Source organism: Nannocystis pusilla (assembly GCF_020073745.1).
Lineage (GTDB): Bacteria > Myxococcota_A > Polyangia > Nannocystales > Nannocystaceae > Nannocystis > Nannocystis radixulma.
In genome coordinates, this window is record NZ_JAIRAU010000028.1 from 453,592 (window position 1) to 467,824 (window position 14,233).

The following is a 14,233-nucleotide window of genomic DNA, read 5'->3' on the forward strand; positions in this document are numbered from 1 at the left end:
CCGGCGGACATGGCACAAAAGACAGCTCGCCGCCTGTCGGCTGGCGGCGATCTTCGGCTACAACCCACGGACGGGGCGACCGTGAACTTCCCGCCCCGCGACGGAGATTGGCGATGGCGAGCTTCAACGAGATCTTGAGCCAGGTGAAGCGCCAGGTCCGCGAGGTGTCGGTCGAGGACACCCGGGCCCGGGTGCACGGGGCGGGCGGCGAGCCGCCGCCGGTGCTCGTCGACATCCGCGAGCGCGACGAGTACGAGCAGGGCTTCATCGGCAAGGCCGAGTGGATCCCGCGCGGCTTCCTCGAGCTGAAGATCGAGGACCTGGTGCCCGAGCGCAACCGCGAGGTCATCCTCTATTGCGCCGGCGGCACGCGCTCGGCGCTGGCGGCCCGCTCGCTGCACGAGCTCGGCTACGCGCGCGTCTCGTCGATGGCCGGGGGCTTCCGCGCGTGGAAGCAGGCCGGCTACGCGTTCGAGCGCCCGCGCAACCTCTCGGCCGAGCAGATCAAGCGCTACAGCCGACACATCATGCTGCCCGAGGTGGGCGAGCTCGGCCAGGGCAAGCTGCTCGACGCCAGGGTGTTGTGCCTCGGCGCCGGCGGGCTCGGCTCGCCGTCCAGCCTCTACCTCGCGGCCGCCGGCGTCGGCACGATCGGCATGGTCGACGACGACCTCGTCGACGAGAGCAACCTGCAGCGCCAGATCCTCCACAACATGGAGCGCCTCGGGATGGCCAAGGTCGAGAGCGCCCGCAAGACGCTGCAGGCGCTCAACCCCGACGTCAAGGTCATCGCCCACCAGACCCGCCTGACCTCGGAGAACGTGCTCGACATCATCGGCGGCTACGACGTCATCGTCGACGGCGCCGACAACTTCCCCACCCGCTACCTCCTCAACGACGCCGCGCTCAAGCTCGGCAAGCCGGTGATCCACGCCTCGATCTTCCGCTTCGAGGGCCAGATGACCACCTTCCTGCCGCACGAGGGGCCGTGCTACCGCTGCCTCTACCCCGACCCGCCCCCGCCCGGCATGGCCCCGTCGTGCCAGGAGGCCGGCGTGCTCGGCGTGCTGCCCGGCATCGTCGGCACGCTGCAGGCCAACGAGGCGCTCAAGGTCATCCTCGGCGTCGGCTCGACCCTGTCGGGCCGCCTGCTGGTGTTCGACGCCCTCGGCACCAAGTGGCGCACGCTCAAGCTGCGCAAGGACCCGGAGTGCCGCGTCTGCTCGAAGAAGCCCGAGGAGATCGAGCTGATCGACTACGAGGCGTTCTGCTCGATCGCCGGCTGAGTATTCCTCGGGGAGAGGCGCGCGGCGGCGATCCGAGCGGTCGCCGCCGCCGTCAATTTCGCGGACCGGAGCGCCCCGACGGACATGCTCGATCGAACATGTTGTTCATGACATCCACCTTCGGCCGACCGAGGGTGAGCGACGCTCAGGATGTCCCGAGGGACATGTCCTTCGTGGCCGCGCAGGAGACGAATGATATGTCTCAAAGAACATGTCTTCCGCGCGCCCTCGACAAAAATGTCCCGAGAGACATCTGACTCGCGCGCGAGCGCCCGCGGCACCTGCCGCGCCTAGCGCTCCTCCTTGATCCGCCGCGCCAGCTCCTCGTGCTCCGGGTACGGCGGACCGACCTGCTCCGGCTCCGGCGCGCGCAGGGCCTCGGGCGCGGCGAACAGGTCGGCGACCAGGCCCGGCGGTTGTTTCGGCGGCCGCGGGCCGAGCACGCGGTCGCGGTGGCGGGGCGCGTACTGCTGCTTGAGGGCGACGACGCGGCGCAGCGGGGCCTCGACCAGGGCGTCGGGCAGGCGCTCGAGCAGGCGCAGGCACTCGTCGCGGAGGTCGGCCTTGCTGCACACGAGCAGCGCGTCGAGGCCGGCCTCGAGGCTCCCGCGCACCCGCTGTTCCGGCGTGAAGTGATCGGCGACGGCCTTCATCTCGAGGTCGTCGGTGAAGACCACCCCGTCGTACTCGAGCTCGCCGCGGAGGAGGTGCATCACCGGCGGCGACAGGGTGGCGGGGCGCTTGCGGTCGAGCGCCTCGAACAGCACGTGCGCCGACATGATGCTGGCGACCCCGGCCCGCGCCGCCGCCGCGAACGGCACCAGCTCGACCTCGCGGAGGCGGTCGAGGTCGTGCGGCAGGCGCGGCAGCTCGAAGTGGCTGTCGGAGCGCGTGTCGCCGTGGCCGGGGAAGTGCTTGGCGCAGGCGGCGACGCCGGCGGCCTGCATCGCCGCGATGAAGGCCGTCGCGTGCCGGGCCACCCGCTGCGGCTCGGCCGCGAAGCTGCGATCGCCGATCACCGGGTTGGCCGGGTTGGTGTCGACGTCGACCGAGGGCGCGAAGTCGAGGCCGATCCCGAGGTCGGACAGCTCACGCGCCAGGGCCTCGGCCACCGCCGCCGTGGTCGCCGGCTCGTCGCGCCGCCCGAGCGCCCGCATCGGCGGCCACAGCGTCCAGGGCGCCTTGAGGCGCTGAACGCGCCCTCCCTCCTGATCGATCGCCAGCAGCAGCGGAACGTCCGGAGGCGCCGCCTCGTGGAGCGCACGCACCAGTCCACGCAGCTGCGCCGGACCTTCGATGTTGCGAGCGAAGAGGATCACACCGCCGATCCGGCCTTGACCGAGCAGGCGGGCGAGATCCAGAGGAAGCGTCGTCCCCTCGAAGCCGACGAACAAGAGCTGACCGGGCTGCCACCACGTCGCCATCGCCGCGAGGGTACGAGGACGGGGCGCGCGCCGCAATTTCAGGGCCGAAGGCCCGTGGGGACAATTTCAGGGCCGAAGGCCCGTGGGGACAATTTCAGGGCCGAAGGCCCGTGGGGACAATTTCAGGACTGAAGGCCCGTGCGGGGCAACTCCGGCCCGAACGGCCGTGCGGGCCATTCAGGCCCGAACGGCCGCGAGGCGTGAATCGGCCGCCGGTCCCGAAGGGCCCGCGCGACGATCGGACCGAACTCCAGCGGCGACGGACTTGTTCCCGAGTTTTCGTGCGACCTGCCTCGGCGGCCTGGTTGACGCACCACCCGGTGGTTGTTAGCGTCCGGCGCCTCGCCGATGCCGACCTCTCCGCCCCAGCGGCCACACCGCCTCTTCTGGCTGATCCCGGCCTTCGGCCTCGTCAACCTGTTTGCGACCTCTTCCACTGCCCACGCGCAGGCGCCCATGGGCGGCGGCATGGGCATGGGCGGCATGGGCCCGATGGGCGGCGGCGGCATGCCGGGCCAGGGCGGCCAGGGCGACAAGAAGAAGGAAGGCCCGGCCGAGGCGGCGCCGAAGGACAAGAAGGCGCTGCAGCCCATCGAGCCGGTGCCGGCGCAGCCGCGCGGCCTGCGGCAGCTGCAGCTGTTCGAGCTGCACGGCTACATGCGCATGCGCGGCGACTACTTCCACCGCCTCGACCTCGGCAGCGGCAAGAGCAACCAGTCGACGATCGGCACCAACTACGGCGACAACTCGCAGCTGCAGAACCCGTACTTCGTCCCGCCCTCGGTCGCGGCCGAGACCGTCGGCGGCCTCGACGAGGGCTCGGGCGCCAGCGACGTCAACTGCGTCGGCACGCTGACCGCGACCGGCATCAACGCCAGCAAGGCCAGCCGCCGCTGCGGCCGGCGCAACGGCTTCGCCAGCGCCAACATGCGCCTGCGCCTCGAGCCGACGCTGCACATCACCGACACGGTCAAGGTCCACGCCCAGCTCGACGCGCTCGACAACCTCGTCCTCGGCAGCACGCCGGACTCGCTGCTCGGCGACAACCCCAACGCGCCGATCGACCTGTTCATGCGCACCCAGCTGCCGCCGTCCGACGGGCGCAACAGCGCCCGCGACAGCATCGTCGTCAAGCGCGCCTACGGCCACATCCGCTTCGGCTGGGGCCTCGACATCAAGTTCGGCCGCATGCCGCACCACTGGGGCATGGGCATCGTCGCCAACGACGGCAACGGCTACTACCGCGGCGAGGCGGCCGACATCGTCCGCATGGTCGACATGGACTACGGCGACTCGGTCGACTCGCTGCGCCTCGGCTTCGACTTCGGCAAGGACCGCCGCAGCACCCACACGCTCGAGTTCTCGTGGGACTGGGCGTCCAGCGGCCCGACCACCTCGCAGATCTTCGGGCCCTACTACGGCCCGTACCAGCAGGACCACACCACCGGGCAGCCCTTCAGCGTCGAGAAGTTCGACAACGTCTATCAGTGGCGCATCTCGATCCTGCGGCGCGACGACCCGGCCATGCTGCAGCGCAAGCTGTCGCTCGGCCGCCCGGTCATCAACTACGGCGCGATCGTGTGGGCCCGCTACCAGGCGATCGACCGCGTCACCAACACCACCGGCCTCGGCTACAACGACGGCGGCGAGACCATCATCAGCTACTACGACCAGCTGCAGGACTACGCCAACCGCCTGATCCGCCGGCGCGCCCTGGTGTTCACGCCCGACATCTGGCTGCGCGTCAACTGGAAGACCCTGCGCGTCGAGCTCGAAGGCGCCGCCGTGCTCGGCCGCTTCCAGGAGATCAACGACCAGACCGCCTGGGACGCGACCCGCGGCAACGACCGCGAGGACATCTACGGCATCAACGACCAGGACATGGGCCGCCGCTGGCTGACCCAGTTCGGCTACGCGCTCGAGTTCAAGTACGGCCTGTTCAAGGACAAGTTCCACCTCGGCCTCGACCACGGCTTCGCCTCCGGCGACAACGACCCGCGGTTCCGCTACAACACCCCGTGGAACTCGAACCTCGACGACCGCCAGTGGTCGAAGTTCCGCTTCAACCCGGCCTACTTCTCCGACCTGCTGCTGTTCCGCGAGCTGCTCGGCACCGCCTCCAACGCGGCCTACTTCAAGCCCTGGCTGGCGTTCTACTTCTTCGACAACAACTTCTCCGGCCGCCTCGACATCGAGTACGCCGTCGCCCCGCAGCGGATCAACACGTGGGGCAACAAGGCCAACTACGGCCTCGAGATCGACGCCGCGTTCCGCTACCACGACCGCCAGGAGCCGATCTTCTTCCAGCTCCAGTACGGCGTGATGTTCCCGTTCGGCGCCTTCAACCGCGGCGTCGAGTACAGCCCCGACGGCACCCTCGCCGGCCTGCCCAACAACGGCGACCCCAAGGCCGCCCAGACCGTCCAGGCCCAGCTCGGCATCCGCTTCTGAGCCCCGGCCGCGCCGTCCAGGGCGCGGCCGTCCGCAGCAGCACGTCACCCGCCGACAGGCGTCCGACTCGCCGCGCGCGCCTCCCCGTCGCACGCCCGAGGTCCCGGTCGCCCTTGCCGCGCCTGCCCGCGCGGCGTAGACCTCGGGCTCGCGCCTGGCGCGGCGCGTCCGGCGTCGCCCGTCGCGCCTCACCTGCCCCTCGCGTCATGTCCGTTTCACCCTGCCCGTTCGTACAGGTCCCATGAGCAAGGTCAAGAAGCCCCAGCAGCGGTGGGTGTGTCAGGCGTGCGGCGCGGTCACCACCGGTTGGTTCGGCAAGTGCCCGACGTGCGAGGCGTGGAACTCGATCGAGGAGGAGATCTCGGCCCCGCCCCCGGGCGAGCGGCCGGCCGGGCCGGGCAAGGTGGTCGCGTCGACCGAGGCGCAGACGATCGTCGACCGCCAGCCGCGCCGCCCGTGCGGCCTCGGCGAGGTCGACCGGGTGCTCGGCGGCGGGCTCGTGCCCGGCAGCGTGGTCCTCTTGGGCGGCCCGCCGGGGATCGGCAAGTCGACGCTGCTGCTGCAGGCCTCGGTCGGCCTGGCGCGGCGCAACGGCGTCGTGCTGTACGCCAGCGGCGAGGAGTCGGTGGCCCAGGTCGCGGCCCGCTGCGGCCGCCTCGGCGCCAGCCACCCGGGGCTCTTGCTCATGGCCGAGACGCGCATCGAGGAGGTCTTGAGCGCCGCCCAGGAGCGCGCCCGGACCCTCGCCGCGCTGATCGTCGACTCGGTCCAGACGGTCCACAGCGGCGCCCAGGACGGCCTGCCCGGCAACATCAGCCAGATCCGCGCCGTCACCTCGGCGCTGGTCGGCTTCGCCAAGACCCACGGCGTCCCGGTCGTCGTCGTCGGCCACGTCACCAAGGACGGCCAGCTCGCCGGCCCGCGCCTGCTCGAGCACCTGGTCGACGCCGTGCTCTCGTTCGAGGGCGACGAGGAGCGGGCGATCCGCATGCTGCGCGCCACCAAGAACCGTTACGGCAGCACCCAGGAGCTCGGCGTGTTCGAGATGCGGGGCGACGGCCTGCGCGAGATCACAAACCCCTCCGAGGCCTTCATCACCGACCGCGACAGCCCCGCGATCGGCTCGTGCGTGACCGCCAGCCTCGAGGGCTCGCGGCCGCTGCTGCTCGAGGTCCAGGCGCTGCTGGCCGCGGCGTTCGGCAACCCGCGCCGCACCTGCGTCGGCGTCGACCCCGTCCGCCTGGCCATGCTCCTCGCCGTGCTCGACCGCCACGCCGGCGTGTTCGCGCTCGACCAGGACGTGTTCGTCAACGCCGTCGGCGGCATGCGCCTCGGCGAGCCCGCCAGCGACCTCGCCGTGCTGCTCGCGGTCGCCTCCTCGCACCGCCGCCAGCCGCTCCCGCCGGGCCTGTGCGTGTTCGGCGAGGTCGGCCTCACCGGCGAGCTGCGCCCCGCCCCGCGCTCCGACGCCCGCCTGTCCGAGGCCGCCCGCCTGGGCATGAAGCGGGTGCTCCTTCCGACAGGTCCCAAACAACATGCCCTTTCAGCCAGGAAGCTGAAAGAGCAGCTCGACGTCGAGGTCCGGCTGGCGCGCACCGTCGGCGAGGCGCTCGAGCTGGCGTTCGGCTGAGCCGCGGCGCTCGCCTCACGCGCGCCGGATCGCGGGGCGGCCGCTCACGGCTTGCACACCTTGAGCCGCAGCTGCGGGGCGGCCTCTTCCGACTCGCGCGCGTGGAGCAGGGCGCCCGGAAACAGCACCAGATCCGCGGGCGCCGGCTCCACGTAGGTCGAGGAGCTCGGGACCAGCGCGAGGCCGCTGACGATCTTCGGGATCCACCCTGTCGCGGGGCCGAAGCCGCTCAGGTCGAGCGGGAGCACCGCCGTCGGCTTCATCGGGTCCGGGTCGGGGAGCATCTCGACCGTGCCGATGGGCGCCGCGTTCTGCGGGATCGGCTGCGGCCCGTTGGCCCACGCGCCGGAGCACGTCATGAGCTGCGGCCCGCACTCGCGGCAGGCGAACGAGGCCTTGCCGTCGAGGCAGGCCGCCGCGTTCTCCAGGTTGTCGCCCTCGTCCCAGTTCAAGTCGGCGCCGAGCCCGTGCACCGCGAATTCCAGGTCGCTGTACTTGTCCCACTCGACCTCGCCCGTGACCGCGAGGTGGATCGCCTTGATCTGTTCGCTCGGGACCGGCCCCGCGTCGGACACGAGCTGGCCGTCCTTGGTCGGGAAGCGCAGCACCATCATGTTCACGTTCTTGACCGCCGCGACGATGTTGCCGACGTCCTTGAACACCGGCGCCGCCTTCACCCGGCCGAAGCTGATGTGCTCGCACGCCAGCATCTCGTAGCCCGGCGGCGGGTCCGTCACCGGACAGCCCACCCCGACCCCGTCCTCCGCGTTGCTGAAGAACGTGTCGGCCTCGACGTCGACCACGACCTCGCAGCAGCCGTTCATGTCGACGTTGTCGCAGATGAACGAATCGCCGGTGGTCTCGGTGGTGCCGGGCGTGGGGTCGGAGGTGGTGACCTCGGACGAGCCGGTGACCGTGCTCGTCGTCGTCGTCGTCGGCGGTTCGCTGGTCGCCGTCAGCGTCGGGTCGACCGTGGTCGGCTCGAGCGAGCTCGCCGTCAGCGAGGTCTCGCTGTTCGAGCCGCTGTCGGTGACGACGTCCCAGGTATCGAGGAACAGCGGGTTCGGCTTCGAACAGGCGCCTGCGAGCGCCCCGCCCAGGAGGACCGCCGTGAACGAGCTCCGCGTCATCGAACACCCACCCTAACACAAAAACCCGCAGTTCGCCGCCACGGCGGCCCCCGCGACGCCTGAGCGCGTTTTGACCCCTGCCCCTCCTCGCAATTTGCGCCGGCCTCGTCTACATCGCCAGGCATGACCGCCGCACCCGAGCTCTACGAGATCTACGAGCGCTCCAACGAGGCCGTGACGCAGGAGTACGACGTCCGTCTCCCGTTGGTCGAGGGCGTCTTGCCGGAGGCCCTGCGCGGCGTCCTCTTTCGCAACGGTCCCGGCCGCCTCGAGCTGTACGGCCACCGCTACGGCCATCTGTTCGACGGCGACGGTCACATCAACCGGTTCGCCTTCGACGGTCGTGGGGTGACCTACCGCAACCGCTACGTCCGCACCCGCGAGTTCCTGGCCGAGGAGTCGGCCCGGCGGATCTTGTTCCGCAACTTCGGCACCAACATCCCCGGGGGCCTGCTGAAGAACCTCCTGCGCACCCGCTTCAAGAACGTCGCCAACACCAGCGTCGTCCACCACGGCGGCAAGCTGCTGGCGCTGTGGGAGGCCGGCTGGCCGCACCACCTCGACGCCGACAACCTCGACACCCTCGCGCGCGACGACCTCGGCGGCAGCCTGCGCAACCCCGGCAGCCTGGTCGAGCGCCTCGTCGCGCCCGAGCTGCCGTTCAGCGCCCACCCGCGGGTCTGCCCGACCACCGGCGAGCTGTTCAACTTCGGCCTGGCCGCCACCGGCACCCGCTCGCGCCTGTGCCTCTACCGCGTCGACGCCGGCGGTCGGGCCGCCCCCCCCGAGTTCATCGACCTGCCGGGCGGCTACTTCATCCACGACTTCGTGCTGACCGCCCGCCACCGCGTCTTCTTCCTCACGCCCACCGCCTTCGACCTGCCCAGGATGCTGCTCGGCCTGTCGCCGCCGGTCCAGACGATGCGGCCGGTCCCGGGCCCGACCCAGATCCTCGTCGTCGACCGCCACGGCACCGGCCACCGCCGCACCGAGACCAGCGCCTGCTTCATCTTCCACTTCCCCAACGGCTACGAGGACGACGGCGGCACCATCGTCCTCGACGGCTTCCGCATGGAGCGCTTCCCCGACCTGAACCCGCGCCCCGACCGGCCCGAGGAGCACGTCAAGCCGTACCTCACCCGCTACCGCATCGACCCCGGCGGCAGCGTCCGCGAGGACCCCCTCACCGACCACACCGGCGAGCTCGGCACCATCCGCCCCGACCGCACCAGCCTGCACCACCGCTACGTCTGGTCGATCGGCTCCGCTCCCGGCCGCAAGGCCCCGTTCTCCACCGGCCTCCTCAAGGTCGACTGCGACCGCGCCGCCACCACCTTCCGCGACTTCGGCCCCGACCTCACCGGCGAGCCCGTGTTCGTCCCCCGCCCCGGCCGCCCCGACGAGGACGACGGCTGGCTGCTCTCGCTCCACTACGTCGACGCCGAGCGCGCCTGCCACCTGCTCGTCCTCGACGCCCGCGACCTGGCCACCGTCGCCCGCCTGCGCCTGCCCCACGCCACCCCGCTCGGCTTCCACGGCACCTTCGTCGCCGCCGGAACCTGAGCGGAAGGACATGCCCGTCAGGATATGCCCCTCGGGGCATGTCCCCTCGAGCTTGTCGCAAGGAGCATGTCACATCGGACATGCCCCCTTTGTCAGCATCGCGCGCCGCTACGCGCGGCCGGGGTGACCGCGACGTCTCCCGCGCATCGCGCCCGCGTCGCGACGCGCGGACCGGATGACCGCGACGTCTCCAGCGCATCGCGCCCGCGTCGCGACGCGCGGCCGCCGAGGCGGCCGCGAGCGCTCCATCCCACCGGGCTCTTGCGAGCCCGCCGCGTCACTTGCTGGCGGCCTTGGCCGGCGCGCCCTTGCCCTTGCTCGGCTCGGGCTCGGGCTCGGGCGCCTTGCCGCGCGGGCCGCGGCCCTTGCCCTCGTCCGGGTCGCCGGCGGGCACCATCTTGATCGGCGCGCCCTTGCCGGACGACGGCGGCACGTCGGCGTCGCCGGGGGGCTGGGCGGCCGGCACCGAGGCCTGGTGCGCCGGCGCGATGCCGTGCTTGGCCAGGATCTCGGCCTCGATCCTGTGGAAGATGTCGGGGTTCTCCTTGAGGAACTTCTTGGCGTTCTCGCGGCCCTGGCCGATGCGGTCGCCGCGGTAGCTGAGCCACGCGCCGGCCTTCTCGACCACCTTCGCCTCGACGCCCATGTCGATCACCGCGCCCTCGCGGCTGACGCCCTCGCCGTAGGTGATGTCGAACTCGACCTCGCGGAACGGCGGGGCCAGCTTGTTCTTGACCACCTTGACGCGCGTGCGGTTGCCGACCACCTGCTCGCCCTCCTTGATCGCGCCGATCCGGCGGATGTCGAGGCGGATCGACGAGTAGAACTTGAGCGCGTTGCCGCCGGTGGTCGTCTCCGGGCTGCCGAACATCACGCCGATCTTCATGCGCAGCTGGTTGATGAAGACGACCATCGTGCGGCTGCGGGCCACCGCGCCGGTCAGCTTGCGCAGCGCCTGGCTCATCAGGCGCGCCTGCAGGCCGACGTGGCTGTCGCCCATCTCGCCCTCGAGCTCGGCCTTCGGCGTCAGCGCCGCGACCGAGTCGACGACGATGACGTCGATCGCGCCCGAGCGGACCAGCGTCTCGCAGATCTCGAGCGCCTGCTCGCCGAAGTCCGGCTGCGACACCAGCAGGTCCTCGGTGCGCACCCCGATCTTGCGGGCGTAGCTGACGTCGAGCGCGTGCTCGGCGTCGATGAAGGCGCACACGCCCCCGCGGCGCTGCGCCTCGGCCACCACGTGCAGCGTCAGCGTGGTCTTGCCCGACGACTCCGGCCCGTAGATCTCGACGATGCGCCCGCGCGGCAGGCCGCCGATCCCGAGCGCGATGTCCAGCGGAACCGCGCCGGTCGAGATCACGCCGACCTCGCCCGAGGGCATCTTTCCGTCCTTGAGCCGCATGATCGAGCCCTTGCCGAACTGCTTCTCGATGGTCTGCAGGGCCAGCTCGATCGCGGAGTCGCGCTGGGAGGGAGCGGGGGTGGTCGGGGGTGTGGTGGCCATGAGCGTTTTGGATCCTCAGTGCGCGGTCTAGCGCCCGCGCGTGATCTATAGGAGAACAAGTGTTCCGTATCAAGCGCTTTCCGCCCTTGACGTCCCCCGGATCGGCCGTCCCGCCGCGAATTCGCCGATTTTACCGCGCCCGCGGGCCCCGCCTCGGCCGGCGATCCCCGCCGCTCACAGCGGCCCCGCCGGCACCCGCCCCGCCGCGAGCTCCTCCGCTTGCGGCCCCGAGAAGGGCGACACCAGCAGGCTCGCGTCGCGCTGGCGCGAGCGGAAGTACTCGAAGATGTAGCGCATGCGGTCGTCGAGGCGGGCCCAGTCGTCGGCGCCGGAGCCCTGGGCGATGCGGTCCGCCAGGTCGAGGCGGTCGAGCACGAACGTCTCGACCCGGTCGACCACCCCGAGCCCGCGCTCGCGCGCCTCGTAGGCCCCGAGCTGCTGCGCCAGCCGCACGAGCCGCGGATGCTCGAGCCGCGCCAGCTCGTCGGGCCACAGCGGCTGGCCCGGCGGCGCCGGCAGGTCGCAGCCGAGCCGCAGCACCTGCCCCGAGGGCAGCGCCATCGTCATCATCAATTCCGTCGCGGCCCGCCGCACCCCGGCGGCCAGCGCCTGGCCTGCCAGCGACAGCTCGTCCGCCGCCCCGAGCTCCTCCAGCGGCGCCGCGAGCGCCCCGGCGATGTACGGCTGCAGCCGCGTCTGCTCGTGCAGCCCGCACAGCCCGTTGGCCAGCAGCATCAGCTCGGCGCGCGCCGCCGGCGAGCGCTCGTGAAGGGCCGCGAAGTAATAGGTCAGCGCCTCACGCACCAGCGTCTGCCCGCCTCGCTGCTCGCGCACCAGCGCGCCGTCGCCGGCCACCGTCAGCCGATCCGGCAGGCTCGGGCCCTCCTTGAACAGCCCGACCACGTCGGCCAGCCGCTCCTCCGTGCGCCCCGGCGGATCGGCGAACGCGAGCGAGAACGCCGCGAACGCCACGCCGAGCTCCGCGAACACGACCGTGTTGCCGCCCATCACGTGCCGGGCGATCCGCCGCTGCGTCTGCAGGATCGGCGCCCGCAACGTCAGGTCGTCGAGCACCCCGGGCAGGCGCGCCGCCAGCAGCGCCGACACGCAGGCCCCGAGCTCCTCCTCGCGGATGAACCGCCCGGCCTGCTTCGACGCCCACACCGCGAAGATCGGCCACGCGAAGTCGGCGCGCCCGAACAGCTCCGCCAGCGCCAGGGTCAAGCGGTGGTACCCGTCGGTGATGAGGAGGTTGCGCAGGACCGGTCGGTCCTCCATGGCCACGATCTCGCGCACCCGCTCCGGCGTCATCCACTCCCCCATCGCCACAGCTTGGACCGAACTCGGCCGCCAGGGATCGCCCGCGCAGCGCAGCGCCGCACCGGCTATCGTGAACGCCGTGACGACCCGCCCGCTCCGCCCCCCGACTGGCGCCCGCGACGTGCGCGACCCGGAGACGTCGGCGTCCTCCGGCCGCGCGAGAGCCCACTTCCGCGCGACCCTCGGCATCCTCCTCGGCCTCGTCGGCGCCTGTCGCCCGCAGCCCGAGGAGCCGCCGCCGGCCGGCGAGCACGTCACCCTCACGATCATCGGCACCAGCGACCTCCACGGCCACCTGCGCGCGCTCCCGCTGCTGGCGACCCACCTCGCGGCGCTGAGGCGCGAGCGCGCGGCCGAAGGCGGCGGCGTCGTCCTGGTCGACGCCGGGGACATGTTCCAGGGGACACTCGAGTCGAACCTCGTCGAGGGCGCCAGCGTCGTCGACGCCTACGCCGCGCTCGGCTACGACGCCGTCGCCGTCGGCAACCACGAGTTCGACTTCGGCCCGGTCGGCCCGCGGGCGACCGCCGCGACCCCTTTCGGCGAGGGCGAGGCCGACCCGCGCGGCGCCCTGCAGGCGCGCATCCGCCAGGCCCCGTACCCGTTCCTCGCGGCCAACCTGCGCCGCAAGGGCAGCGACGAGCCCGCGGGCATCGGCGTCCCCTCGACCTTGATCGAGCGCGCGGGCGTCAAGGTCGGCATCGTCGGCGTCACCACCGAGGGCACCCCGCACACCACCATCGCCGGCAACATCACCGACCTCGAGGTCGCCCCGCTGGCCGACACGATCGCCGCCGAGGCCGCGAGCCTGCGGGCCCGCGGCGCCGCCGTCGTCGTCGTCGCCGCCCACGCCGGCGGCCGCTGCACCGCCTTCGCCGACCCCGACGACCTCGCCAGCTGCGAGCCCGACCACGAGATCATGGCCGTCGCCCGCGCCCTCCCGCCCGGCGCCGTCGACGTCATCGTCGCCGGCCACACCCACCAGGCCATGGCCCACCGCGTCGGCGGCGTCGCCATCGTCCAGTCGTACGCGCTCGGGGCCGCGTTCGGCCGCGTCGACCTCGTCATCGACAAGACTTCAGGACATGTCGTTTCGAACATGGTCCATGCGCCACGTAAGTTGTGCGCCGGCGCCGGCGCCGACCCCGACGATCCGCCGGCCGTGTGCGACGCCCGCGACGACGCCGGCGCGCCGCTCGTGGCCGACGCCACGCTCGCCGCGGTCGTCGCCCCGGCGCTGGCCGCCGCCGACGCGGTGCGCGAGCGCCCGCTCGGGCCGACGGTCGCCGCCGCGTTCGTCGCCCGGCACCGGGCCGAGAACCCGCTCGGCAACCTGTTCGTCGACCTCATGCTGCGGGCCCGGCCCGACGTCGACGCCGCGATCATCAACGGCGGCGGCCTGCGAGCCGACCTCCCGGCCGGGCCGCTGCGCTACGGCGCGCTGTACGAGTCGTTCCCGTTCGACAACCGGTTCGCGCGCGTGCGCCTCAAGGCCGGCGACTTCGCGGCGATGATCGCCGGCAGCCTCGGCGGCGGCGCCTTCTTCTCGCTCGGCGGACTCGAGGCGGTCGCCGCCTGCGACGGCGCCGACCTCGGCGTCACGCTCTTCAAGGCCGGCGTCCCGCTCGCGGCCGATCGCGAGATCGTCGTGCTCGCCAGCGACTTCCTCGCCACCGGCGGCGACCGGGCCTTCGCCGGCTTGCAGGAGCGCGGCCTCGCGACCGTCACGCTCGAAGAGGACCCGCCGCTGCGCGAGGCCCTCGCCGCCGAGCTCGAGGAGATGGGACCCGTCGCGCTCGCGCCGATCGAATTCCACGACCCGTCGCGCCCGCGGCTGCGCGCGCCCGGCGACCCGCCGGTCCGCTGCCCTTGACGCCCCGCGAGCACCATGTGCTCCAGCGAGATCTGCCTCGCCTGCGCTTGCA

At 72.2% G+C, this 14,233-nt stretch carries 9 protein-coding genes; 5 read left to right on the plus strand and 4 right to left on the minus strand.

Going from position 1 to position 14,233, the window contains the following annotated elements:
• The first annotated feature begins 113 nt into the window (after positions 1-113).
• Positions 114-1,286 carry a molybdopterin-synthase adenylyltransferase MoeB gene (gene moeB / locus K7C98_RS23380; protein ID WP_224193954.1) on the plus strand — a complete coding sequence of 391 codons (1,173 nt, stop codon included), beginning with the start codon at positions 114-116 and terminating at the stop codon, positions 1,284-1,286.
• 290 nt (positions 1,287-1,576) lie between these two features.
• Here the strand turns inward: moeB and nagZ are convergent, their stop codons facing one another.
• A complete protein-coding gene (gene nagZ / locus K7C98_RS23385) occupies positions 1,577-2,710 on the minus strand; it encodes a beta-N-acetylhexosaminidase (RefSeq protein ID WP_224193955.1) in 1,134 nt (377 codons plus the stop codon).
• Between the two features lie 348 nt (positions 2,711-3,058).
• On the opposite strand from nagZ, the gene K7C98_RS23390 reads away from it, so the two are divergent.
• Together K7C98_RS23390 and radA are read left to right on the plus strand one after the other, a co-directional pair.
• On the plus strand, positions 3,059-5,161 hold the full coding sequence (locus K7C98_RS23390; RefSeq protein WP_224193956.1) for a TIGR04551 family protein: 2,103 nt from the start codon (positions 3,059-3,061) through the stop codon (positions 5,159-5,161).
• A 241-nt stretch (positions 5,162-5,402) separates the two neighbouring features.
• Positions 5,403-6,791: a DNA repair protein RadA gene (gene radA, locus K7C98_RS23395; protein WP_224193957.1), complete on the plus strand. Its 1,389-nt coding sequence runs from the start codon at positions 5,403-5,405 to the stop codon at positions 6,789-6,791.
• Between the two features lie 44 nt (positions 6,792-6,835).
• On the opposite strand, the gene K7C98_RS23400 is transcribed toward radA, so the two are convergent.
• Positions 6,836-7,921 (minus strand): hypothetical protein, encoded by a 1,086-nt coding sequence (locus tag K7C98_RS23400; RefSeq protein WP_224193958.1) that lies wholly within the window; start codon positions 7,919-7,921, stop codon positions 6,836-6,838.
• Positions 7,922-8,044: 123 nt separating this feature from the next.
• Between K7C98_RS23400 and K7C98_RS23405 the strand changes: the two genes are divergently transcribed.
• Positions 8,045-9,484 (plus strand): carotenoid oxygenase family protein, encoded by a 1,440-nt coding sequence (locus K7C98_RS23405; RefSeq protein WP_224193959.1) that lies wholly within the window; start codon positions 8,045-8,047, stop codon positions 9,482-9,484.
• A 277-nt stretch (positions 9,485-9,761) separates the two neighbouring features.
• On the opposite strand, the gene recA is transcribed toward K7C98_RS23405, so the two are convergent.
• Together recA and K7C98_RS23415 are read right to left on the minus strand one after the other, a co-directional pair.
• Positions 9,762-10,988: a recombinase RecA gene (recA, locus tag K7C98_RS23410; protein WP_224193960.1), complete on the minus strand. Its 1,227-nt coding sequence runs from the start codon at positions 10,986-10,988 to the stop codon at positions 9,762-9,764.
• Positions 10,989-11,162: 174 nt separating this feature from the next.
• Positions 11,163-12,311 (minus strand): hypothetical protein, encoded by a 1,149-nt coding sequence (locus tag K7C98_RS23415; RefSeq protein WP_224193961.1) that lies wholly within the window; start codon positions 12,309-12,311, stop codon positions 11,163-11,165.
• A 76-nt stretch (positions 12,312-12,387) separates the two neighbouring features.
• On the opposite strand from K7C98_RS23415, the gene K7C98_RS23420 reads away from it, so the two are divergent.
• Complete coding sequence (locus K7C98_RS23420) at positions 12,388-14,181, plus strand: bifunctional metallophosphatase/5'-nucleotidase (protein WP_224193962.1); 1,794 nt, start codon at positions 12,388-12,390, stop codon at positions 14,179-14,181.
• Positions 14,182-14,233 lie beyond the last annotated feature (52 nt).

Bases quoted from the DNA above. Each gene is read 5' to 3' on its own strand.
- moeB (WP_224193954.1), top strand. From the start codon at position 114: ATGGCGAGCTTCAACGAGATCTTGAGCCAGGTGAAGCGCCAGGTCCGC.
- nagZ (WP_224193955.1), bottom strand. From the start codon at position 2,710: ATGGCGACGTGGTGGCAGCCCGGTCAGCTCTTGTTCGTCGGCTTCGAG.
- K7C98_RS23390 (WP_224193956.1), top strand. From the start codon at position 3,059: ATGCCGACCTCTCCGCCCCAGCGGCCACACCGCCTCTTCTGGCTGATC.
- radA (WP_224193957.1), top strand. From the start codon at position 5,403: ATGAGCAAGGTCAAGAAGCCCCAGCAGCGGTGGGTGTGTCAGGCGTGC.
- K7C98_RS23400 (WP_224193958.1), bottom strand. From the start codon at position 7,921: ATGACGCGGAGCTCGTTCACGGCGGTCCTCCTGGGCGGGGCGCTCGCA.
- K7C98_RS23405 (WP_224193959.1), top strand. From the start codon at position 8,045: ATGACCGCCGCACCCGAGCTCTACGAGATCTACGAGCGCTCCAACGAG.
- recA (WP_224193960.1), bottom strand. From the start codon at position 10,988: ATGGCCACCACACCCCCGACCACCCCCGCTCCCTCCCAGCGCGACTCC.
- K7C98_RS23415 (WP_224193961.1), bottom strand. From the start codon at position 12,311: ATGGGGGAGTGGATGACGCCGGAGCGGGTGCGCGAGATCGTGGCCATG.